Origin of the sequence: Mycobacterium noviomagense (assembly GCF_010731635.1) — a bacterium.
Taxonomy (GTDB): domain Bacteria; phylum Actinomycetota; class Actinomycetes; order Mycobacteriales; family Mycobacteriaceae; genus Mycobacterium; species Mycobacterium noviomagense.
In genome coordinates this window covers 2,252,776-2,276,723 of record NZ_AP022583.1, presented here as the reverse complement: position 1 = coordinate 2,276,723, position 23,948 = coordinate 2,252,776, and the positions used below count along the sequence as shown (strand labels likewise).

The following is a 23,948-nucleotide window of genomic DNA, read 5'->3' as shown; positions in this document are numbered from 1 at the left end:
AACCTTCCGCTCAGCCCGCCCAACTGGCCTGGACGTTCGCCCGGACCGCGGCCCGGGAGTCACGGGCGAGCGTCCCGTCGTCAACTAGCCCATTACTGCGCTCCCTACGCTGTACCGGTGACCCACTCGCATTCGCACAGCTTGTCGTCCTCCACCTCGCCTTTTGGCCGGATGGCCGCCAATATCGTGGTGGCGCTGCTGGTCGCCATCGGCGTGGCCGTCCTCGCCGGAGCGGTGTGGCTGTGGCCCAGCCGGCAGAAGGTCGACATTCCGATGCCGTTCCAGAACGCGGCGGGCGGCGCGGTCAGCACTGTGAGCGGGCACGTGCGCTCCAGCGGGCTGGGCGACTGCGGCAGCCGATCAGCAGGTCAAGTGCTCACGGCGGACCCGCTGCCCGGCATACCCGGTAGCGGACAGTGCGTGCGCACGGTAGTGGCGATCGATTCCGGACCGAACGCGGGGGCCGACACGCTGCTGGAGTTCACCCCCGGCCCTGGTCAGCCCCAATTGAGCGCCGGTGAGCACATCCGCATCGTCCGACAGCTCGATGCGCAAGGCGCCACCGGCTACGCGTTCTACGACTACGAACGCACGTGGCCGCTGGCCTTGCTTGCCTTGGCGTTCGCGGTGGTGGTCGTCGCGGTGGCACGCTGGCGCGGCCTGCTGGCACTTGTCGGCGTTGTGGTGGCCTTCACCGTGCTGGTGGTGTTCTTGTTGCCCGCACTGCGCGACGGCGCCCCTGCTGTCCCGGTGGCGCTGGTAGCTTCCGCGGCAATCCTGTATGCGGTGATCTATCTGGCGCATGGGGTGAATCTACGGACCAGCGCGGCGCTGCTGGGCACCTTGTCGTCGCTGTTGGTCGCAGCTGGATTATCCTGGGCGGCAATCCGTTTGGCGCACCTTACCGGGCTGTCGGAGGAACAGAACAATCAGGTCGCCGCCTATCTGGGCCACGTGTCGATCACCGGCCTGCTGCTGGCGGGCTTCATCATCGGATCCCTCGGCGTGCTCAATGACGTCACTGTGACGCAGGCGTCGACGGTGTTCGAGCTCGCCCACCTGGGCACCAACAACTCGCGACGGGCCATCTTCCTCGGTGCGATGCGAGTGGGCCGCGACCACATCGCCAGCACGGTGTACACCCTGGTGCTGGCCTACGCGGGCAGCGCTTTGCCGCTGCTGCTGTTGTTCAGCGTGGCCAACCGCTCCCTGGGCGACGTGCTGACGAGCGAGAACGTGGCTATCGAGCTGGCTCGTTCAGCCGTGGGTGGCATTGCGCTTGCGCTCTCGGTGCCGTTGACGACGGCGATCGCCGCGTTGCTTGCCACGCCGCACCACAGCGCGAAGCAACGGGACATCAGCGTCGTTCCAGCAGCTCCAGCAGGTACCGGCCATAGCCGGACTTGAGCAGAGTGTGGGCGCGGCGGGCCAGCTGCTCGTCGTCGATGAAACCCATCCGCCACGCCGCTTCCTCCGGGATGCTGATCTTGAGGCCCTGCCGGCGTTCGATGGTGCGCACATAGTCGCTGGCGTCCAGCAACGAGTCGAAGGTTCCGGTGTCCAGCCAAGCGGTGCCGCGGGCGAGCACCTCGACCGCGAGCCGGCCCTGGTTGAGGTAGATCTGGTTGACTTCGGTGATCTCGTATTCGCCGCGCGCGGATTTCTTTAGGCCCCGGGCGATCTCGATTACGTCGTTGTCGTAGAAATACAGGCCCGGCACCGCGTAGTTCGACTTCGGTGTGGCCGGTTTCTCCTCGATCGACAGCGCGATGCCGTCGTCGCCGAATTCGACGACGCCGTACGCCGACGGGTTGGCCACCCAGTAGGCGAAAATGGCTCCGCCGTCGATTGTTTGGAAGCGGCGAAGGCTCGTGCCCAAGCCGGGACCGTAGAAGATGTTGTCGCCCAACGCCAATGCCACCGTGTCGGTGCCGATGTGGTGGGCGCCGATGACGAAGGCCTGCGCCAGGCCCTCAGGTTGGTCCTGAAACGCGTAGCTGATGTTGACGCCGAATACGGCGCCGTCGCCGAGCACGCGGTGGAACGCAGGCGCATCGTGAGGAGCGGTGATGACCAGAATGTCGCGGATACCCGCCATCATCAACGTGGACAGCGGGTAGTACACCAGCGGCTTGTCGTACACCGGCAGCAACTGCTTGCTCACACCCATGGTGATCGGATACAGCCGCGTGCCTGAGCCGCCGGCCAGGATGATTCCGCGCATCAACGACTCCTCAGTCGACGAGGTCGGCCTCGGTGAGTTCGGTGGCCGCCAACGCCGACGCCAGATCGTCGTGGCGGAACACCGAAGTGACGTGGTCGTGGACCACCCGAAACGCCGACGCGGCAGTCCTGGTGGCCTCGGGATTGTCTGGGCTGCTGATTTTTTCTTCGACGACGACGACGCCGTCATGGACGTACATCCGGCCCGGCTCTGCGGTGGTCTTGGTGTCAGCCGCCCACTTGCGCAACGCCTGGTGACCTTGCACGGCACCGTGAGCGTCGCCGACTTCGATGTCCTCGCTGGACAATGCCACCAGGGTGTCGAGGTCGGCGGCGTTCAGCGCGTCATGCCACGCCAAAACGGTGGCGATCTCCGATGTGGTCATGGTGTGAAAAGTACCGTGCGTGGTGCTGGGCTTGACATGATTGCCCGCGCTAAAAGGGCGTGTGGTCAAGCCAGTTCTGCCACACCGCGGTGTCGCCGAACACCGCGATGCCGGTATCAGCCGTCGGAACCCGGCGCACCATCGCCAGCATCAAGTCGGTGGCGGTGCCGCGCAGCGCAACCGTGCCCTTGCCGTGCTCGTGCAACCAGGTGATCCTGCCGTCGTCGGCGTGGATGGTCCATTCGCCGGAGGCGCCCAGGCCGGGGTCGGTGGCGTGCAGGTGGACGGTGTTGCCGGGCTCGAGGGGCAGCGGCTCGCCCTCGCGGCCGGCCTGGCTGGCGACCCGTTCCAGCCATTCGCTGATCGCGTCGGCCGCCAACGCCGGTTCAACCGTGTACTCGGCGCCCAGCGCGAGTGCGGCGTCGGCTCGGTGCACGGTCGCTTCGTGCAGCCGGCGCCGGATCCACCAATACGCGGGCCGCTGCCCGATGAACGTCCAAACTGGCGCGTCGAGTCCGGCCTGTTCGACGGCATCGATCAACCGCTGCGCGCCGTCGTGCAGCCAGGCGATCGCCTCGTCGGGATCCGCCGGCGGCTTGCCGCCTTCTACCGTGCGAGGGTCGAGATAGTGCTCGACGCGGTCGGTGATGATCTGCGCGGCCCACCGGTCGCCGCGGCCGACGTGGCGAAACAGCTCCTTGAAAGTCCAGCCCGGGCAGGTCGGCACTGGGGTCGATTGGTCGCCGCTGCGGATGACTTCTCCGAAGGCGCGGTTTTGCTCGAGGAATGCTGCCGCGTAGTCCACGCGGCTAGGCTACGCGGCGGCCCAAACAGTGCACCCGCCAACCGGCGCCCAGCCAACGATGCACGTCCAGGCAATTGCGGCCATCGACAATGACCTTGGCCCGCACTCGGCCGGCGAGGTCGTCGGGGTCGAGGTCAACGAACTCCTGCCATTCGGTGAGCACCAGCACCGCGTCGGCGCGCTCGCAGGCTTCGGCCACCGACACCGCGTAGTTCAGGGTGGGAAACACTCGCTGAGCGTTTTCGAGGGCCTTGGGGTCGTAGACGTTGACCGTGGCGCCGTTGAGCTGCAATTGGCCGGCGACATTGAGCGCCGGTGAGTCGCGCACGTCGTCGGATTCGGGTTTGAACGCCGCGCCCAGCACCGCGATGTTGGCGCCAAGCAGCGAGCCTCCGCAGGCGATGGTCGCCAATTCGACCATCCGGGTGCGGCGCCGCATGTTGATGTTGTCGACCTCACGCAGGAAAGTCAGGGCCTGGTCGGCCCCCAATTCGCCGGCGCGTGCCATAAACGCGCGAATGTCCTTGGGCAGACAGCCGCCGCCGAAACCCAGGCCCGCGTTGAGGCATCGTCGTCCTATCCGCGGGTCGTGTCCGAGCGCGTCCGCAAGCAGGGTGACGTCAGCACCGGCGGCCTCGCACACCTCGGAGATCGCGTTGATGAACGAAATCTTCGTTGCCAGAAAAGCATTGGCGGAAACCTTGACCAATTCCGCTGTCTGCAAGTCGGTCAGCAGAAACGGGACGCCCGCCTCTAGCAGCGGTCGGTACAGTTCACGGACCGCCTGCTCGGCACGTCGCGAATCCGGTTGTACACCAAGCACAATGCGGTCTGGGCGCAGCGTATCCTGCACCGCGAAGCCCTCCCGCAAAAACTCCGGATTCCAGGCGACTTCCACGTCGACTCCCGCCGGCGCCAGCGCCCGGGCCCGCTCGCCGAGCTCAGCGGCGGTGCCGACCGGCACGGTGGACTTTCCGACGATGACCGCTGACCGGGTCAGCCGCGGCACCAGGCCATCGATAACAGCATGAACGTGCCGGAGGTCAGCGCCGTACTCGCCTTTCTTCTGCGGAGTGCCGACACCGAGAAAGTGCACGTCGGCGAAGTCGGCGGCGAGGTCATAGTCAGTGGTGAACCGTAGACGGCCCGCAGCGATGTTGTCCGACAACATCTTTCGCAGCCCTGGCTCGTAGAACGGGATATCGCCGCCGGCCAGCTTGGCCACCTTACCGGGATCGATGTCGACGCCGACGACGTCGTGCCCCAGTTCAGCCATCCCGGCAGCGTGGGTAGCGCCCAGATAGCCCGTGCCGAAGACGGTGCACCTCATACTGCCCTATGTAGGCGGCCGCGATGAGCTAACTGCATCGCAGTGTTGAGCGGGAAACGAACTGCAGGTGACGGTTTGCTGCGTGTCGGGTTAGAAACCGATGTGGAACCCGGGTATCCCGATACCCACGTGAGGACCGCCACCTCCGCCGGGAGCGCCTCCGCCACCCGGGATCCCACCACCAGGTATCCCGCCACCCGGCAATCCGCCACCCGGCGGCCCGCCGCCGTGGCCCCAGCCACCTCCACCGTGGTCGCTGCCCCACGGTTGCATGGGTGGCCCCTGAGCCGGCGGGCCGAAATATTGCGGTATCTGGGGAGCAGCGGGCGCTGGGGCAGCGGGCGCCGGGGCCGGAGCAGCGGGTGCCGGCGCCGCAGGTACAGGCGCAGGTGCCGCAGGCACGGGAGCTGGCGCTACGGGGGCCGGCGCAACCGGCGCGGGGGCCGGAGCCACTGGAGCAGGTGCGGGAGCCGGCGCTACGGGAGCCGGGGCCGGCGCTACGGGAGCGGGACTCGGCGGTGGAGCCGCAGGTGCGGGCGCCGGCGCGGGCGCTGCAGGTGGCGGCGCGGCCGGTGGCGATGCATTCGGCGGCGGGGCCGGGGCCGGTGCGGCGGGTGGCGATGCGTTGGGCGGAGCCGGGGCCGGCGCGGCGGGTGTCGGAGCATTCGGGGCGACCGCCTTATGGCCGGGGGTGGGCCGCAGGCCAACCGACGGTCCAATGGTCATCGCCAGCGTGATCACGAGCGCGACAACGCCGACGACGAAAATCGCCGTTATCGCGCTGCCGACCAGCATGAACGGCCTGCGCCGCTGCTTGCGCACGACGGGTCGGTACACACGGGCGTTGACGGCCGGCTCATCGGCCACCGCGGTGTAGGCGTCGGCTTCGTCGTCGGGCACCGCGCTGTAGGCCAGAGCCCGCTCGCCACCTGCTTCGGCGGCGTCGGGAACGTCGAAGTAGCCGGGGGCGACCCGGTACGGGTCGACGACTCCGGTGCCGGGATCTTGGGCATAAGCCAGTGCAGCGGTCGAGGACGAGAACAACGGCGCGTTGGCCGACGCAAGCGCCGCGCCGCGGGCCAGCGCGGTTTCCGGCTCTTCAGCGGCGTTGACCGGTAGCGAGGTGGCCGCTTCCAACCGCGGCTTGAGCGCCGCAATGTCGACACCGGAACCCACAACGAACACCCCTTGCGGGCGTTCCGGCAACGCCTCTGCACCAGCGACAATCGCGGTCAGTTGGGAGGTCGGGTCGGCGCCGGTCAGCGGCTGTCGACGCACATCGGAGACCGAACCGTCCGCCGAATCGACGACGGCCAAGGTAGCGGTGTCGGGCTCGACGAACAGCAGCGCGGTGTTCTGGTAGCCGACCGCGTTGCCGACGTTCTGTGCCAATGCGGCCGCGGCCAAGAACGCCGAGACCAGCATGACGTTTTCCATCTTGTGCGACGCCAACGCGTCGCGCAGCGCGGCGGCGTCAGTGGGGTCGGTCCAGGTGATCCCCGCCGACGACAGCTGGTAGCCGCTTTCCTTCGCGCCTTCCTGCGTGCCGAGGATCGCTGATACCACCTGATCCGCCGCGCTCACAGTTGTCGAGTCGCCGCCCCGGGTGACGTCGAGGCTGTCTTCCTCCACCGTGACGCCCTCGGCGTTCTCACCTTCGACTAACACCATGCGCACCGTCTTCGGCGCCATCGATACGCCCAGTACGGTGTCCACTATTCCTCCATAGTTCGGTCGGCTAGCCAACATCCTTCTGAAGCAATAGCCACGCAGGCCACCGTCCCAAACGTCGGTGCGGCGTCACAGGCGCCCCGAAGATTCCGGCATGTCAGAACCCGATGCCCAGCTTGAGTCCGGGGACGGGCAACGGGACTTGGACCCCGATGCCAGGACCGCCGCCACGGCCGTGGCCCCAGCCGCCACCACCGTGATCACCACCCCACGGTTGGATCGGCGGGCCTTGTACGGGCGGTGCGAGTATCTGCGGCAGCGGCGGAAGCGGTGGCGGCGGTGGAGGCGGCGGCGCAGGAGCAGGAGCCGGGATGCGCACCGGTGCAGGAGCCGGAGCAGGAGCAGGGGCAGGTGTACGAGCCGGGGCAGGTGCTGGCGCAGGAGCGGAAGCAGGTGCAGGAGCGGGAGCAGGTGCAGGGGCCGGGGCCGGCGGGGCTGGCACCTGGGCTTTCGGCGCCGGCGGGGCCGGCGCCTCTTTGGTTGGGGCGACCGCGTGTTGGCTCAGGTTGGGTCGCTGGTTGGCATGGGGTCGGATACTGATCGCCAGCGAAAGTACAAGCGCCACTACCCCAACGACGAAGATCGTCAGCACGCTCAGCGCCACCAAAAATGGTGTGCGGCTGGACTGCTCCGTCGCTTCGGCACCGATGTCATCGAGGGTGCCGGTGGTAAACCGTCGCTCCTCCCCGGGATAGGCATCGGCGGCCACGGTGTAGGCGTCGGCCTCGTCGGGAACAGCGCTGTAGGCCAGCACCCGTGCACCGGGGATGGGCGACGCCGCCAAATACCCCGGCGACACAGCATATGGGTCCACCAGACCGGTGCCGGGATCTTGGGCATAAGCCAGCGCAGCCGTCGAGGAGGCGAACAACGGCGCGCCGGCCGACGCCAGCGCCGCCCCTCGAGCCAGCGCGGTCTCGGGCTCCTCGGGAACGCTCACGGGAAGCGACGTCGCCGCCTCCAGCGCCGGTTTGATCATCGGAATGTTCACGCCGGAGCCGACGACAAAAACCCCGTCCGGGTGCGATTCCAGGCCATCGACTTGGGCGATCATATCGGTCAGCTTGGCCACCGCTTTGTCGTCGTCTTCCGGCAACATCTCGCGCCGCACATCGGCCACTGAGCCGTCGGCGGAGTCGACCATGGCCAGCGTCGCGGTATCAGGCTCGATGTACAACAACGCGGTCTGCTCATAGCCCGTGGCGGTCCCCACCGCTTGCGCGAGAGCCGCCGCGGCCAAGAACCCCGAGACCAACATGACGTTTTCGACTTTTCGGGCCGCCAGTGCATCCCGCAGCGCAGCGGCCTGAGCTGGGTCGCTCCAGGTCACTCCTGTCGAGCGCAGCTCGTAGCCGGCCTCGGCCGCGCCTTCGCGGGTGCCCAAGATCGCCGCCACAACCTGGTCGGATGCCTGCACGGTTGGCGCTTTGCCCTTGGGGGAGATTTCGAACTGCTCTTCGTCGACGGTCGCGCCCGCGGCGCTCTCCCCTTCGACCAGCACCATTTGGACCGCCGTCGGCGCCATCGACACGCCAAGTACGGTGTCCACTGCCCCCTCCGAAGTCTTTGCTGCGCGACCGCGCGCGATCGGTGCCCGCTCAGGCCGTCAACCACAAAGTTCGTCACCGCAAAGATCATGCGGTGTTATGACACCAAGATTAGCTTCGGCCGGCGCCGAGGTGACGGCTCAGTGACCGCGGCCGTGGCCGCCACCGAAGCCGCCGTGGCCGCCACCGAGGCCGGGAATCCCGAAGCCGCCGTGGCCCCAGCCGCCGTCGTCGCCACCGCGTGGTCCTATCGGTGGTCCGATCACGACGGGAGGCGGAACGATCTGGGGAATTATCGGGACGACCGGCGGCAACGCGGGCGGCGGCGGCGCGGGAGCGGGTGCCGCCGGCGCCGGAGCGGGTATCCGAACGGGTTCCGGCGCGGGGGCCGGAGCAGGTGCCGCCGCAGGAGCCGGCGCTGGAGCAGGGGCAGGCGCCGCCGCGGGGGCCGGCGCCGGAGCGGGCGCAGGCGGGGCCGGCACCGCCGCTTTCGGCGGCGGTGGTGCGGGCAGCTGCTGCACCGGAGCCACCACGTTCTGACCAAGGGTGGGCCGCTGCGCAACATGGGGCCGAATGGAGACCGCGAGCGAAAGTACCAGCGCCACAACACCGACCACGAAGATGGTCAACACGCTCATCGCCGCCAGGAATGGCCGGCGGCTAGATTGCTCGGCGGCTTCGGCGCCGAAGTCCGGGAACATTCCCGTGGTGTAGGTTTCCTCCTCGACCGCCGCGGCGTAGGGGGTCGGGTGTTCGTCGGCGGCGAGCGTGAACGCCTCGGCCTCCTCGTCGGGCACAGCGCTATAGGCCAGGGCCTCGTCTACCGCGTCGGCGCCAACCGGCACCTCTGCCGCGGCCAGATAGCCGGGAGTCACCGCGTATGGAGTCACCGCGCCGGTACCGGGATCTTGGGCATACGCCAGAGCAGCCGTCGACGACGCGAAGAGCGGAGCGCTGGCTGAGGCGAGCGCCGCTCCGCGGGCCAGCGCGGTCTCCGGCTCCTCGGGTGCGCTGACGGGAAGCGGGCTCGCCGCCTCCAACGCCGGCTTGATCATCGGGATGTCGACGCCGGCGCCGATGACGAACAAGCTTTCCGGTTGTGCTTCCAGATGGTTTGCGCCCGAGACCATCTCGACCAGCTTGGCCACCGCTTCGTCGTCGTCGTCCGGCAGCAGCTCGCGGTGCACGTCGGCGATGGATCCGTCGGCGGTGTTGACCACGGCCAAGGTCGCGCTGTCCGGCTCGACGTAGAGCAGGGCGGTGTGCTGGTGATCGGTCGCGCTGCCCACCGTCTGCGCCAGCGCGGCCGCAGCCAAAAACGACGAGACCAGCATGACGTTCTCGACCTTGCGGGCGACCAGCATGTCCCGCAGAGCGTTGGCTTGCACCGGGTCGGTCCAGGTCACGCCGATCGAGCGCAGCTCGTAGCCTGCCTCGGTCGCGCCCTCGCGCGTGCCCAGGATCGCAGAGATGACCTGGTCAGCTCCCGTCGACGGCGCTGACTCGTCGTCCGCTGGTAGTTCGATGTTTTCCTCGTCGACGGTGACGCCGTCGGCGTTTTCGCCTTCGACTAACACCATGCGGACCGTCGTGGGTGCCATCGACACACCAAGTACGGTGTCCACTGCCCCTCCAAGTCGTTTGCTCGCCGCCTGAGATCTGCGCCGACTTGCGCATCCTCGGTCCGGCAGCCACCCACTTCATCGCCGCAGCGTTGTGCGGCGTCATACCCCAAAGTTAGCTGGACGGTATCTAGTTCTGGCAGGCGCGAGACGTTGAGCCCCCACAGTCCCGTAGCTCGACTTTACTGCGTGTCGCCGGAAGACGCCCGTCCTGTCGGGCTCTTTATGTGGACTCGATGAAGTTTTGGTAGTAGCGCGACGGCGTCGGGCCCCGCTGGCCCTGGTATTTCGAGCCAACCCGAGCGCTGCCGTAGGGGTGCTCGGCCGGACTGGTCAACCGCAGGATGCACAGCTGACCGATCTTCATGCCCGGCCACAGGGTGATCGGCAGGTTGGCGACGTTGGAGAGCTCCAGCGTGATGTGTCCGCTGAAGCCCGGGTCGATGAAACCCGCCGTCGAGTGGGTCAACAGGCCCAGTCGGCCCAGCGAGGATTTGCCTTCCAACCGGCCGGCAAGGTCTTCGGGCAGCGTGCAAACCTCAAGCGTGGATCCCAGTACGAACTCTCCGGGGTGCAGCACGAACGGTTCACCGTCGACCGGCTCCACCAGGCTGGTGAGCTCGTCTTGCTGCTGGGCGGGGTCGATGTGGGTGTAGCGGGTGTTGTTGAATACCCGAAACAGGCTGTCGAGGCGGACGTCGACACTGGACGGCTGCACCAGGGAATCGTCGAACGGGTCGATGACCAGCCGCCCGGCATCGATTTCGGCCCTAAGATCACGATCGGAGAGCAGCACACGGCGAGCGTATCTGCTGATATCGCGCCCGCGATGTCGATGACCGACGCAACGCCGGATGCTAGCCTTCCGAAGCGACCGCGCCGATGTAGTTCAATGGCAGAACATCAGCTTCCCAAGCTGAGAACGCGGGTTCGATTCCCGTCATCGGCTCCATATCGCCGCCGACGCAAGCGTGCCGCCATGACGGGTGCCTCGCCTCCCGCGGACGATCAAGTTGATTCGCCGGCCGTAGCCGAAACGTGACGAAGGCTTGATCGAGTCGCTAACGCGCCCTTGCGCTTTCCCACGTCACAGCGCCCTACCATCCCTATTACAACTCTGTCGATTAATAAGGACCTGGAGCCATGCGGGCCGTAGTTCGGTGTGTTCTTGCGGTGATTGGTGTCGCTGCGATGGTGGTTGCGGGTCCGGCCGACGTAAGCCTTGCGGCGACGAACCAGTCGTATCGGTTCGCCATCGCATCGGTTCAACCGACGCTGGGACAGGTTGTGGGTGTGGCGCACCCCGTGGTCGTGACGTTCCGTGCTCCCGTCGCCAATCGACACCTGGCCGAGAACGCTATTGACGTCAGATCGACGCCCGAGATGACCGGCAGGTTCGACTGGCTCGAAGACAATGTCGTGCAGTGGGTTCCCGACCGGTTCTGGCCCGCACACAGCACTGTGGCGCTTTCGGTAGGCGGGCAGCCCACAAAGTTCAAAACCGGTCCAGCCGTCATCGGTATCGCCGATATCTCCGATCACACATTCACCGTCAGCATCGACGGAGTCGCCGACGGAGCGCCCCGGCGACCCGCGCCGCACCACCGACCTCACTGGGGCGAAGAGGGCGTGATGCTGGCCTCGATGGGCAGGCCGGAATACCCGACGCCCGTTGGCTCCTACACCGTGCTGTCCAAAGAACGCTCGGTGATTATGGATTCGAGCAGCGTCGGCATCCCCGTTACCAATCCCGACGGTTACCGGATCCCGGTGGAGTACGCCGTGCGTATCACCCGCCATGGCTTATTCGTGCATTCAGCTCCGTGGGCTATCAATTCACTCGGCAGTCAGAACGTCAGCCACGGATGCATCAGCCTGAGTCCCGCGGACGCCGAGTGGTATTTCAACACGGTCAACATCGGTGACCCGGTGATCGTCGAGGAATCAGGAATAGAGCGACCACACCGGCTTCCCCCAGGCTCCCCACCTCGTTGATCTGCGCGCGCAGCGCCACGCTGCTGTTGTAGTACGGCTGTCGATGCCCGCATAGCTCAGATGTCAACCGCGGCCAGAGAGTTGACGCTTCGGCGCCGTGCCCACACATCGGCGCTCGCGAGATGCACATGCAAGAGTCGATGCAGCGGTGCTCGCTGGGTGGCGCTCGGAGTCATAGCTTGACCCGACGACGCGTCGTTAGGTTGACGTCCCTGGGTGTGGTGGAAATGGCGGCGTGTCGGTTCTGATGTAGAGGGGGCCATCGCGTGAGTCTCTGTGGTGAAACCGCCAAGTATCACTACCGAGAGGAACATCGCGATGGCCCTGGATCAGTCTGCCTTGCTGGAGGTGTTGGACGCACTACGCAATGCCGATGCCGCTGGCCGGATTAAGCAGGCCGCCGAAACCATTTATCAGGCGTTGATCGACGCCGAACTGACCGCGGTGATCGGCGCTGGCCCCTACGAGCGCAGCGAAGCCCGCACCAACCAGCGCAATGGCTCACGGCCGCGCACGCTTTCCACAGTGGCCGGGGATCTGGAGCTGCGGATCCCCAAGCTCCGCAGCGGATCGTTCTTCCCGGCGCTGCTGGAACGGCGCCGCCGGGTCGATCAGTGCCTGTTCGCGGTGGTCATGGAGGCCTACCTGCACGGCACCTCCACCCGCAAGGTCGACGATCTGGTCAAAGCCTTGGGCGCCGACAGCGGTATCTCCAAATCCGAGGTGTCGCGCATCTGCGCTGATCTGGACACCGAAGTCGCCGCCTTTCGGGATCGGCCGCTGGCCGATCAACGATTCCCGTACATCTTCTTAGACGCCACCTACTGCAAGGCCCGCGTCAACCACCGCGTGGTCTCCCAAGCGGTGGTCATCGCGACCGGGGTCGCCGCCGACGGACGCCGCGAAGTGCTGGGTTTTGATGTCGGCGATTCCGAGGACGGCGCGTTTTGGACGGCGTTTTTGCGCTCGCTGAAATCGCGGGGTCTGTCTGGGGTGCAGTTGGTGATCTCCGATGCCCACACCGGACTGCGCAACGCCATCGAGGCGATCCTGATCGGCGCGAGTTGGCAACGCTGCCGGGTGCATTTCCTGCGCAACCTGTTGGCTCAGGTTCCCAAAGGCTCGGCGGAGATGGTCGCCGCAGCGATCCGCACCATCTTCGCCCAACCCGACGCCGAGCACGTGCGCGAGCAGCTCGACACCATCGCCACCATGCTTGGCCGCCAATTTCCTAAAGTCGAAACGATGCTGCGCGATGCCGGCCCAGACATCACCGCATTCGCCGATTTCCCTGTGCCGCACTGGAAAAAGATCTGGTCGACCAATCCACTCGAGCGCCTCAACAAAGAGATCAAGCGCCGCACCGACGTCGTCGGAGTCTTTCCCAACCCCGCCGCACTGTTGCGGCTCGCCGGCTCGGTGCTCGTCGAGGCCCACGACGAATGGCAGGTCGCCGACAAACGCTACCTCTCCGAAACCACACTCGCCCTGCTCAATCCCGCCACCAAACCCGAGCAGAACGTTGCCACATCGGCAGCCCTCACGGCATAGTGAACAACCGCAGAGCCTCAGGCGAAACGCCCGCTTTACTTACACCACTCCACGGGGCACGACCGTCGTTAGCTGCCGCGAAGCAACGCGACGCGTCCGCGGGTCCCGAAGGATCAGCCTGGAACAGGCGGCCTAGGAAGGACCGGGCAGGACGGGCTGACCGGGCACCGGTCCACCGGCCGGCGCGGCACTCGTCGGCTGGCCCTTGCCCCCGTAGGTACCAGACATGTCGATGAGTGGAGCACCATCCGGCATCGGAACAACCGCCGGGGCACCAGCCGCGACCGGAGCACCCGCCGCCAATGGAGCACCCACCGGCACTGGAGCACCGACGGGAGCGCCAACCGGCACCGGTGCACCGACCGGAGCACCAACCGGCACCGGCGCACCGACCGGAGCACCAACCGGCACCGGCGCGCCCACCGGAGCACCGACCGGCCCAGGTGTAACTAGCGGGATACCAGCCATGTCAGTGAGCGGAGCGCTAGCCGTGCACGCGCCAGCAGTTACCGGTCCCCCGCCGGCCACCGGCCCTGCACCGGCCACCGGTCCGCCAGCAGTCGCAAGTCCTCCACCGGCTACCGGTCCGCCGGCGGCCGGTACCGTCCCGCTCTCGGGGACCAACGGTGCAGCTTCGGCCGACTGTCCCTGCATGCAGGCGTAGCCACCCGTTATGAGCGGCGTGGCTGCCGCGTTCGGGGTCAAAGCTATTGCGGCTCCGCATAACCCAGCGCCGGCAACTACTTTGATGCTCACTCGATCAAAGATCATCATCACCGTCAGCTCCTTTATTCGCGCTCGGATTCCGTTATCAAACGGTGCAGCAGAACCGCATAGCCGTACGGAAGTCCTGTTTAGACGACGGTCTAATTGTTAGGGGCCGCGGCGGGGCACGAGCCACGGCGCACCGGTCGTTTCCAAATGGTGACGTGCCGTGCCCAAACGGTGACGTTCGGCCCGAAGTGGTCCCTCAGAAACGCAGCTCTAGACGGCAAGTCGATGTCGGCCGAATCACGACACCTGGTAGCGACCTAACGCCGTAGCACCGTCCGGCCTTCAGCGGATGTAGACCTCGCCACCGGTGGGATATCCACCTCCGGTGGTTGTGATGTGGACGTGGTCGTAGTGGCCGTATCCAGAGCTTTGGGGACCGGCAGGCGTGTAGTAGACGTCGCGCCAGATGGCATCTTGTATCCCGAAGCGATCGGCATTCTGGAGGACGAACGCGACGATTTGGTTGCCCAGCGCGATGCCCTCCGCGCTGCTGGGGTTGGGAATCATCACGTCGAGCGCCAGGCCGTTGGGGTGCCACCTCAGCGCATCCGGTCGAACACCGCCGATGCTTTGTATCTCGGGAAATATCGCGCTGATGGTGCGAGACACCAAGATGGTCCTGACCTGCAGGCCGCGCTCCGGAGCTTTGCCAGGGGGTAGCACCTCCGCAGCTGCCTGGTGCACCACCCGCAATCTCGAGGCTCGCACCAACTCGTCGCGATCGAATTGCTTATGTGAGCGAGCCGACGACAATGCGCCCGGTGGTGCTGCCACAAGCTGCACGCAGCACGGGCCAACGCCGTCACCAACCGGTTGGGCCTCAACGGTTGCACGGACTGGGTGGGCGCTTCCGCTGACGGCAAAGAATATGGCGGCGGCTGGGCCTCCCATTGCAGCCGCGACCACCGATGACGCCGGTCGGCGACTAGGTAGCCGATGTCGTCCCACGATGCACCTCACGAGCAAATGGCGGAAGGGTCACGGAATGATAACTAAAGGCCTCTGACGGCCGCTTCCTTGGGTCCCGGCTTCGCCCAGCTACTCGACACGAGTTCAAAACGAGCGACAGGCCGAAGCAGATCAGGGCACCGACTGCTCGACGCCGCGCTGCGATGGACAGAAACGGCCCGCAGCCGCAGGCGCGACGGCTTTACTCCACCTTGACCAGGTGTTGAATCCCCCACCCGACGATAGCGACGTGACTACGCTTCCAACGGTGGAGCTGGGGGTTTTGGGACCTCTCCAGGTCCGGCAAGACGGCACTCCCGTCATGATCCCGGGCGCCAAACCCCGCGCCATTCTCACGATGCTCGGGCTGCACAGCGGCTCGGTCGTATCGGCCGACGCGCTCGTCGAACTGCTCTGGGGCGACGATCCGCCGCGCACCGCCGCCAAGGCGCTACAGACCCACATCTCCTCGCTGCGTCGCACACTGGGCGACGGTGTCGTCGTCACCGAGGGAGCGGGCTGGACCCTGGCCGGGACAGAAGTCGACGCCTCGCGATACAAGCTGGCCGCCAAGATGGGCCGCGACGCCGCGGCCGCCGGTGACACCGGCACCGCGGTGGCGAGATTCGACGAGGCGCTGACTCTGTGGCGCGGCACCCCTGAGCTGCCCGATTCCCGGCGCGGAGTCTCCGAAAGGACGCGCTGGAGCGAAGGCCACGCCGCGTTGGTCGAGGATCGCGCCGATGCACTGCTGGCGACGGGTCGCGCGGCCGAGATCGTCGGCGAACTCGAGGCAGCGGTCACCGAGGCGCCGCTTCGCGAAAGGCGTTGGGGACAACTGATGCTCGCGCTCTACCGCGCTGGCCGGCAGGGCGAAGCCCTGGGCGCGTATCAGCGAGCACGCTCGCTGCTGGCCGATGAGCTAGGTGTCGACCCGGGACCTGAGCTTCGGCGGCTCCAAGCAGCAATCGTTGCACAAGACGCCAAGTTAGACATGCCTGTGGCGCAACAGGTTTCGACGGTGACGCGCGCAGTAACGTTCCTGCTCACCGACATCGAGGGGTCGACTGCCGCCTGGGAAGCGGAAGCCGACGCGATGGCGGCGGCGCTCGCGCGCCACGACGAGCTCGTCGAACAAGTCGTCACCTCCCGCGGTGGACGGCTGATCAAGACCCGCGGCGAGGGCGATGCGACGTTCTCGGTTTTCGATCGACCGTCTGCCGCGGCCGCCGCCGCCATCGAGCTGCAAGACGCGATCACCCACGAGCCGTGGGCCTTAAGGGATCCCATGCGCATCCGGGTGGCACTGCACACCGGCGAGGTCGAGCTGCGCGACGGCGACTACTTCGGCCGGGCGGTCAATCGCGCCGCGCGGCTGCGGTCGCTCGCTGCGGGCGGCCAGATCCTGTGCTCGGGTGCCACCGCCGAGCTCGTGATCGACTCACTGCCCGATGACGTCGTGCTCGCCGACTTGGGCATGCGCCAGCTGCGCAACCTCGCGCGCCCGGAACACGTCTTCGAACTTCGCCTGGAAACCGAAGACGCGCCCAAACCGCAGACAAGCGAGGCGCCGGTCGAGCGGCCTGCTCTGCCAGCGGTACTCGTCGGTGCCGGCCCGTTCGTCGGTCGGGTCCGCGAGCTTGAACGGCTGCTATCCGCGTGGCAGACCGCGCTCGCGCGCGGCGCGCAAGCGGTACTGATCGCCGGCGAACCGGGTGTCGGCAAGACGCGCCTGGCCGGCGAATGGTCCAGGCACGCCTACGAGCAAGGAGCGGTCGTGCTGTACGGCCGCTGCGACGAGGATCTCGGCGCGCCCTATCAGCCGTTCGCGGAAGCGTTGCGTTCCCTTGTGCCGTCCCTTGGCGCCAACCGGCTGCGAGGACTGCGCGGTGTCGAAGCGTTACTTCCGCTGGTTCCCGGGCTGACCGATGTCCTCCCCGACCTCTCAGCACCGCCTCGCGCCGATCCCGACACGGAACGCTATGCACTGTTCGACGCCGTCGTCGCGCTGCTGGAAATCGCTTCTGCGAGCGCGCCGGTCGTCCTGATACTCGACGACCTGCACTGGGCCGCTAAACCCACGCTGTTGCTGTTGCGGCACCTGCTGCGCTTCGGCGAGCACGCCTCCGTCCAGATCGTGGGCACCTACCGCAGCACCGACCTCGACCGCTCCCACCCTCTGGCCGCGATGCTCGCCGATCTGCACCGCGACGGCACCGACAACCGCATCAGCCTCGGCGGTCTCGACGAGGACGACGTGACCGCGTACGTCGCTGAGGCCGGCTACGACGACGAAGAACTCGCCCGGGCATTGGCGTCCGTCACGGGTGGCAATCCGTTCTTCCTCATCGAGGCGCTGCGCCACGTCGACGAGAGCGGCGGGGTTTGGGATCCCAGTACCCTGCCCCAGGGTGTGCGAGAAGCCGTGAGCCGCCGGCTTTCTCGACTTCCAGCAGAGACGAACAAAGCCCTTGCCGCAGCCGCGGTCGTGGGCAGCCGGTTTGCGGTGGACCTCGTCGAGCGTGTGGTAGGCGAGGACCTGGTCGACGCATTCGACGAGGCGTGCAAGGCCGGCATCGTCATCGAAGAACCCGGCGGTCGCTACCGGTTCAACCACGCCATCGTCCGCCAGTCGCTGCTCGCCGAGCTGGCATCCGTACGGCGCATGCGACTGCACCAGCGCATCGCCACAACATTGGAGAACGAGCCCGGCGCCGACGACGAGCTGCTGGCTGAGCTGGCTTATCACTACTTCGAATGTGCGTGGGCAGGCAACGCGGCCAAGGCCGTCGAGTATTGCCGCCGTGCGGCAGATCAGGCGATGGCACGGCTCGCCTACGAAGGTGCTGCCGACCTCTACGACCGCGCCGTGCATGCGCTGGAGGAGCTTGACGAGGAGCTGCCCGACCGCGAAGACCAGCAGGCCGAACTACTGGTCGCGCGCTGCGAAGCACTGCTGGCCGCAGGTGACGTGGTATCGGCGGCGGGCGCTGTCTCACAATTGCAGTCCGCGACAGTCGATTCGGCGCGATTGGCGGCCTGGGCGACGTGCTTCGACGGCCAGCTCTCGATGCTGGTCCATCCCGAGCGATTGGATGAGGTCGAGGCCGCGTTGGGGGTGGCCGCCAACAAGCTGGCCGAATTAGACGACGCCGCAGGCGAAGCCAAGGCGCACACTGTGCGGGCGGGATGCCTGGCCCGCCTCGGGCGAATCGCCGACTGCGAAATCGCGTTGGACAACGCTCTTACTGCGGCGCGACGTGCACGTGATCACCGGCGGGTGAATGCGGTTCTGGCGGGCGCGCCGCTGGCGGCGCTGTGGGGTCCGAATCCTGTTCCGCGCGCGGGCGGGCGGTGTCTTGACGTTGTGCGGCTGCTGCGGATCACGACGGACTCGCCTGCAGTGGAGGCGACTTCGACGCGATGCCAAGCGGTGTTGGAGGCCTTCCGCGGCCGGGCAACCGCGGCCCGACGGATGATCGACTCGGCGCGGCGCACCGTCACCGAACTCGGCCTGCGCCATGCGCTGCTTGAGGTTGAGCAGTTTGCGGGCATTGTCGAGCTGGTTGGCGACGATCCTGCTGCCGCGGAGCGACATCTTCGCCAGGCCTACAACGGTTTTCGCCGCATGGGTCTTGAGGCGGATACCGCCGAGACCGCTGCGCTGCTGGGTCGCACGTGTCTGGCGCTCGACCGCGATACCGCGGCCGACGAATTGTGTTCGGAGAGTGAGCGGCTCGCTGGCCATGCGTTGAAGGCTGCGATTGCCTGGCGCACCCTTCGGGCGCTTCTGCTTTCGCGGCGAGGCGAGCACGGCGAGGCGAGGCGGGTTGCTGAGGCCGCCGTCGCGCTGGCCGAGCGGACGGACCTCTTGGTCGACCACGGCGACGCGTGTCTAGCGTTGGCGACAGTGTGGGAAGCTGCCGGAGACACCGCCGCGGCGCGGGCCGCCGCTGAGCGAGCGGCGGATCTGTACGAACAGAAAGGCGCTGCGGCACTTGCCGAAAGGGCGCGGCAAGTTCTCGACAAGCACGTCCCGCCGACGGCTCCGGCGCCGCCTGAACCGCTGGCTGTCGAGCTGGAAACCGCGGCCGTACGAGCGGGCGAGCGCGTGATGGCCGCTATTGACCGCGAGGCATGGGACGAGTTCGAGGGGCTTTTCGCACCCGATGGCTCCGTTGAGAGTCGCCGAAAGATTGTCGGCTTTGGGCAGGGCGAGTTTCGCTCGGACGAGGTGATGCGTCAGACGAGGCGCGATCTCGAGACGGGTGCCATGCGCGTCGACCGCGTCGCTATCGCCGCGCGCGGTGAGCGCCTAGCTCTTCAACGAGTGGTGGTTAGCACTCCCGACGTGAGCGCTGGGGCGCCGCGCGACGAATTTCTCCAGCTATACGGCATCGACGACGAAGGTCGAATCGCACAACAGGTCTGGTTCGACGTCGAAGACATCGACGCCGCTATGGCCGAGCTCGACGCGATGCACGCCCGATTCGAGTCGCAACGTCCGCCGGCTGAGCGGGTCGAGCTGGACAACGCGTGCGTGCGGGCGGGTGAACGGCTGTTAGCTGCCGTTGAACGCCGAGACTTCGACCAAATCGAGCAAATGTTTTCAAACCAGCCAGTCGTCGAGAGTCGCCGGAAGATAGTCGGATTCACGCAAAGCGACTTGCCTTCGGCCGACTGGGTGCGGGCGAACAGGCGCAATCTCGAGGCCGGCACCATGCGGCTCAGGCAAGTCGTTATCGCCGTGCGAGGCGAGCGCCTGGCCCTATCTCGACTAAGGGTTGACAGCTCCGACGCAAGCCCCGGAGCACCGTATGACGAATTTCTTTCTCTATACGGCATCGACGAGGACGGCCGATTCGCACTTCAGGTGTGGTTCGACCTCGAAGACATCGACGCCGCAATCGCCGAACTCGACGCTCGCTACCTCGCCGGCGAGGCGGCACCGTACGCGAAGACGTGGTCGGTGATCGCTGGCGGCTACACTGCCCTTAACCGACGCGAAATTCCAGTGACGACACCGGACTTTGCGAGCATCGATCATCGCCGCGGCACAGCGTTTGCTCCCGGCGAGCTGATCGAATACCTACGCGCCGGGTGGGACCTCGGGCAAGACGTCAAGCCTTACATCGAGGCTGTGCATCGGCTTAGTGAACTCGGAGCGGTCATCACTCACGCGGCGTATTGGACCTCGAGCGAGGGTTTCAACGGGGAATGGCGAGAAGTCCACTTTTGCACGACTGATGGTGAGGCGTTCAACCGCTCGGAGCTTTTCGACGAGGCAGACCTAGACACCGCAATCGCGAAATTCGATCAGCTCAGCCGGCTCGAGAATGCATGCGCGCGAGTTGTCCGAGAAATCGACGGCGCGGCCCATCGGGAGAACTGGGAAGAGATTGAGCAGTATTTGGCACCCGAAATCGTACTCGAGAGTCGCCGCAGAATCGTCGGCTTCCCGCGCGCGGTCGTTACGCCTAGCCAATGGGTCAGGGACGTGGTGAGGAGTGCGCGTGAGATGGGCGGCGTGCGACACCGCCACATCGTTGTCGCTGTGCGCGGTGAGCGTCTGGCTCTTACGCGGCTGGAGATTGGCACTGCAGACGCGGGCGCCGGGGCGCCGGAAGACAAAATGTTGCAGCTTTGCGGTCTCGACGAGGAAGGTCGCATGGCGCTACACGTGTGGTTCGACGTCGCACACATGGAAGCCGCGATCGCCGAACTCGATGCCGTGCACGGCCGTTCCGACGAGCAGCAGCCGAAGGCACGGCGGCTCGAAAACCCGGCAAGCCGACTGTACGAGCGATTCAAGGTGTCCTTCGCGGCACGCAACTGGCCTGCGATAACCGACATGATCGCCGAGAACCTTCGCAAAGAGGACCGTCGCCGGGTAGTCAATGCGGGTGCCTGGCAAGGCCGCGATGCCCTGATCGCTGAACTGAGGGCGATCGCCGACGTGGGAATTGAGCACCTGACTTCAGATGTCATTGCGATCCGCGGCGCACACCTCGTCCTCAGTCGTGTTCGGGCCTCGACTGGTGATTTCCAAATGGAATACCTTGACATCCTCCAGGTCGACGCCGACGAACGCTTGGTAGCACACCTCGTGTTCGACGTGGACGACGTCGACGCCGCGATCGCCGAGCTTGACGCGCGCTATCTTGCCGGCGAAGCGGCCGCCCACGCGCAAACGTGGTCGCTCGTCGCCGGTGCCTACTCAGCAATCAACCGCCACGAACTCGCCTCAACCACTCCGGACTTCGTGAATGTCGACCACCGCCGGGCGGCAGCGTACGCGCCCGGTGACCTGATTGCATATGTCCGCGCCGGGTGGGACCTCGGGCAAGACATCAACACCTACATCGAGGCAGTGCACCGGCTGGACAACCTCGGAGCTGTCGTAACCCATGCTGCGCATGGGAGTTCATCAGATGGCTTCAACGCCGAATGGCGAGGAGTTCAGATATTGACGGTCCAAGCCGGCGCAATCAGTCGTTCCGAGCTGTTCGACGAGGCAAACATCGACGCCGCGCTTGCACGCTTTGAGGAGCTGGGCCCGCAGGCGCACCGTCTCGAAAACGCGGCAATCAGAGTGCTTGAGCGCTACTTCGCGCGCTTTGCGGCCCGCGACTGGGACGTCATGGCCAAGACGCTAACCGACGACTTTGTGACGGACGATCGTCGACGGGTCGTGAACGCGGGGGTCAGGCGTGGGCGGGATGCCGAAATCACGAACATGCGGTCTTTCGCCGAGATTGGAATCCTAAACATCGCGCCTACCGCCATTGCGACCCGTGCGGAGCGCCTCGTCCTCTGTCGCCACTGTGTGTCTTTCGGCGACTGGGCCGAGCCTTCCAGTGACGTCACCGGCGTTGTCCAGGTCAACGCCGACAACCAGATCTCGGCCCACGTCATGTTCGACGCCGACGACCTCGAAGCTGCGGTCGCCGAACTCGACTCGCGCTACCTCGCCGGCGAAGCTGCCGCCCATGCGCATGCGTGGTCGGTGATTGCCGAAGCGTATGCCGCGTTCAACCGGCGCGAGCACCCGACGACAACGCCGGACTGGGTGAACATTGACCATCGTCGCGCAGCAGCTTTCGCCCCCGGCGACATGATCGCGTACATCCGAGCCGCCTGGGACGACTCGCCTGACACCAAGATCTACATCGAGGCTGTGCATCGGCTCAGCAACGTTGGCGCAGTCGTCACCCATGTAGCGAATGGGATCTCACAAGTTGGTTTCGACGCGGAGTGGCGGGATGTTTTGCTTCTCACCGTCCAAGACGACGCGATCAATCGCTGCGAACTCTTCGATGAGGCTGACCTCGACGCCGCGCTCGCGACGTTCGATCAGCTCAGCAGGTCTACACCGCGATTGGAAAACGCGGCAAGCCGAGTGGCCGCCCGCTTCACGGCGTACTACACGGCGGGCGACTGGCAGGCCATGGCAGATGTATTGGCCGAAAACTATTCGAGTGACGATCGCCGTCGCGTGGTCGGCTCCGGAGTTCGACATGGTCGAGACGCCCACCTAGCAGATATGCGGGCGCGCGCGGAGATTTGGCCAGACCGTATGTCGACCGTCGTGGCGACCCGCGGTGAGCGCCTTGCCCTCATTCGGATCGGTCTCTCAAGCCGCGATCAGGGACACGAGGCGTTCTTCACAGAGGTACTCATCATCGATGAGATCAACGCCGACGAGCGACTAGTGGCCGGCGTCGCGTTCGACCACGACGACTTCGACTCCGCCATAGCGGAACTCGACGCCCGCTATCTCGCCGGCGATGCAGCGCCGTACGCGCGCACGTGGTCGGTCATCATGCACGCCATTGCTGCGGGCAATCGCAACGAGCTTCCTCCGGCGACGCCAGACTGGGTGACCATCGATCACCGGCGAGGGAGAGCGTTCGACCCGGGCGAACTCTCGGTGTACATTCGCGCCACTTGGGACATCGTCCCGAACACCAATGTTTACGCCGAGTCCGTTCACCGGCTGAGCAATCTCGGAGCCGTCGTAACGACTGCTGTGCACGGAACTTCGCGAGACGGCTTTGACGCCGATTGGCGGGAAGTCTCCGTGGTGATGGTTGACGGAAATCACTACAGCCGCTGCGAGATGTTCGATGAGGCCGACCTCGACGCCGCAATCGCGCAGTTCGACGAACTCAGCCAACCGGCACGGAGGCTCGAAAATGCAGCGAGCCAAGCGGACCAGAGGTCATGACGGGGACCTCACGGGAGGGCTTCGATGCGGAGTGGCGCGAGATCGGCCTTTTCGCATTTGAAGGCGACCTGCTCTGCCGGTTCGAGATCTTCGACGAGGCAGACCTCGACGCCGCACTCATGAGGTTCGATGAGCTCGATCGGCCGGCGCCTCTCCTCGAGAACGCCGCGACCCGGGCCCGGGCACGTTTGGCCGATGCATTCAACCGCCGCGACTTGAACGGTTATCTCGCCCTCATGTCTGCGGACGGATGGTATGAGGACCAGCGAAAGGTCCTGCGCGACGAGCGCCCGGCGCGGCCCGAGGTTGCACGCGCAGTGTTCGAGGCACCCAAGTCATGGCGGTTGGCGACAGAGCCGTTCGCCATCAGGGGATCTCGCCTCGGACTGACTCGCGATAGGTACCGGGACGCGTTCGCCGAACTAAGCGCCGGTGCGACGTACGTCAACCACCGGCAGTTGTCGACTCCAGGCGTCCACACGGTCGCCGACAACATGTCATCGTTCCGAACTATGGAGTCGCTCATACCCGACTATTGGGTCGAGCTCGCCGAAATCCTTACGCACTCGGCGATCGGCGTCGCGAGCCATGTGGTCTTGAGGGGCACATCGACCGATGGAGTCGCGATCGAGATTCCGCTCGTCACGCTCACCTTCCTAGATGGTTATCGCGTCAGCCGTTTCGAGGCCTTCGACTACAACCAGCGCGACTTGGCCCTGTCGCGGTTCAACGAACTCAACGTCAAGGATCAACCGTAGTAGCTGTCGGGCGCCGCCTGAGGCCGAAACGTCAGGCATCACTGGCTTCGA

General features: G+C 66.1%; 15 protein-coding genes and 1 tRNA gene. 6 read left to right on the top strand and 10 right to left on the bottom strand.

The genetic code is table 11. From position 1 onward, the window contains the following. Positions 1-117 precede the first annotated feature (117 nt). Positions 118-1,407, top strand: coding sequence for a YibE/F family protein (locus G6N15_RS10415; protein WP_083088645.1), 1,290 nt, complete (start codon positions 118-120; stop codon positions 1,405-1,407). Here the strand turns inward: G6N15_RS10415 and rfbA are convergent. The 8 genes from rfbA to dcd all read right to left on the bottom strand — a co-directional run bounded on the left by rfbA (position 1,358) and on the right by dcd (position 10,440). Further along, a complete protein-coding gene (gene rfbA, locus G6N15_RS10410) occupies positions 1,358-2,224 on the bottom strand; it encodes a glucose-1-phosphate thymidylyltransferase RfbA (RefSeq protein ID WP_083088646.1) in 867 nt (288 codons plus the stop codon). The genes G6N15_RS10415 and rfbA overlap by 50 nt on opposite strands. 10 nt (positions 2,225-2,234) lie before the next feature. Further along, a complete protein-coding gene (locus G6N15_RS10405) occupies positions 2,235-2,609 on the bottom strand; it encodes a nuclear transport factor 2 family protein (RefSeq protein WP_083088647.1) in 375 nt (124 codons plus the stop codon). Between the two features lie 49 nt (positions 2,610-2,658). Beyond that, positions 2,659-3,414 carry a maleylpyruvate isomerase family mycothiol-dependent enzyme gene (locus G6N15_RS10400; RefSeq protein ID WP_083088648.1) on the bottom strand — a complete coding sequence of 252 codons (756 nt, stop codon included), beginning with the start codon at positions 3,412-3,414 and terminating at the stop codon, positions 2,659-2,661. Positions 3,415-3,418: 4 nt separating this feature from the next. Then, positions 3,419-4,744, bottom strand: coding sequence for a UDP-glucose dehydrogenase family protein (locus G6N15_RS10395; RefSeq protein ID WP_083088649.1), 1,326 nt, complete (start codon positions 4,742-4,744; stop codon positions 3,419-3,421). Between the two features lie 90 nt (positions 4,745-4,834). Continuing rightward, a complete protein-coding gene (locus G6N15_RS10390; protein WP_443677491.1) occupies positions 4,835-6,460 on the bottom strand; it encodes a DUF7159 family protein in 1,626 nt (541 codons plus the stop codon). Between the two features lie 112 nt (positions 6,461-6,572). Next, positions 6,573-8,024 carry a DUF7159 family protein gene (locus tag G6N15_RS10385; protein ID WP_179961801.1) on the bottom strand — a complete coding sequence of 484 codons (1,452 nt, stop codon included), beginning with the start codon at positions 8,022-8,024 and terminating at the stop codon, positions 6,573-6,575. 138 nt (positions 8,025-8,162) lie between these two features. Then, the gene (locus G6N15_RS10380; RefSeq protein WP_179961800.1) at positions 8,163-9,647 is read right to left on the bottom strand and encodes a DUF7159 family protein; all 1,485 of its coding nucleotides are present in this window, start codon (positions 9,645-9,647) and stop codon (positions 8,163-8,165) included. 220 nt (positions 9,648-9,867) lie between these two features. After that, on the bottom strand, positions 9,868-10,440 hold the full coding sequence (gene dcd / locus G6N15_RS10375) for a dCTP deaminase (RefSeq protein ID WP_083090125.1): 573 nt from the start codon (positions 10,438-10,440) through the stop codon (positions 9,868-9,870). An 82-nt stretch (positions 10,441-10,522) separates the two neighbouring features. On the opposite strand from dcd, the gene G6N15_RS10370 reads away from it, so the two are divergent. The 3 genes from G6N15_RS10370 to G6N15_RS10360 all read left to right on the top strand — a co-directional run bounded on the left by G6N15_RS10370 (position 10,523) and on the right by G6N15_RS10360 (position 13,190). Further along, a tRNA-Gly gene (locus G6N15_RS10370) sits at positions 10,523-10,596 on the top strand. Between the two features lie 191 nt (positions 10,597-10,787). Continuing rightward, a complete protein-coding gene (locus G6N15_RS10365) occupies positions 10,788-11,639 on the top strand; it encodes a L,D-transpeptidase (protein WP_083090126.1) in 852 nt (283 codons plus the stop codon). Between the two features lie 318 nt (positions 11,640-11,957). Beyond that, positions 11,958-13,190, top strand: coding sequence for an IS256 family transposase (locus G6N15_RS10360; RefSeq protein ID WP_083090143.1), 1,233 nt, complete (start codon positions 11,958-11,960; stop codon positions 13,188-13,190). 132 nt (positions 13,191-13,322) lie between these two features. Here the strand turns inward: G6N15_RS10360 and G6N15_RS23190 are convergent, their stop codons facing one another. Beyond that, complete coding sequence (locus tag G6N15_RS23190; RefSeq protein ID WP_083089784.1) at positions 13,323-13,964, bottom strand: hypothetical protein; 642 nt, start codon at positions 13,962-13,964, stop codon at positions 13,323-13,325. A gap of 282 nt (positions 13,965-14,246) precedes the next feature. Further along, complete coding sequence (locus G6N15_RS10355) at positions 14,247-14,912, bottom strand: hypothetical protein (RefSeq protein ID WP_083089771.1); 666 nt, start codon at positions 14,910-14,912, stop codon at positions 14,247-14,249. 268 nt (positions 14,913-15,180) lie between these two features. Between G6N15_RS10355 and G6N15_RS10350 the strand changes: the two genes are divergently transcribed. Continuing rightward, entirely contained in the window at positions 15,181-23,139 is a 7,959-nt protein-coding gene (locus tag G6N15_RS10350) for a BTAD domain-containing putative transcriptional regulator (RefSeq protein WP_439650662.1), read from the top strand. Next, positions 23,136-23,897 carry a hypothetical protein gene (locus G6N15_RS10345; RefSeq protein WP_083089773.1) on the top strand — a complete coding sequence of 254 codons (762 nt, stop codon included), beginning with the start codon at positions 23,136-23,138 and terminating at the stop codon, positions 23,895-23,897. The genes G6N15_RS10350 and G6N15_RS10345 overlap by 4 nt, the downstream gene beginning before the upstream one ends. Positions 23,898-23,948 lie beyond the last annotated feature (51 nt).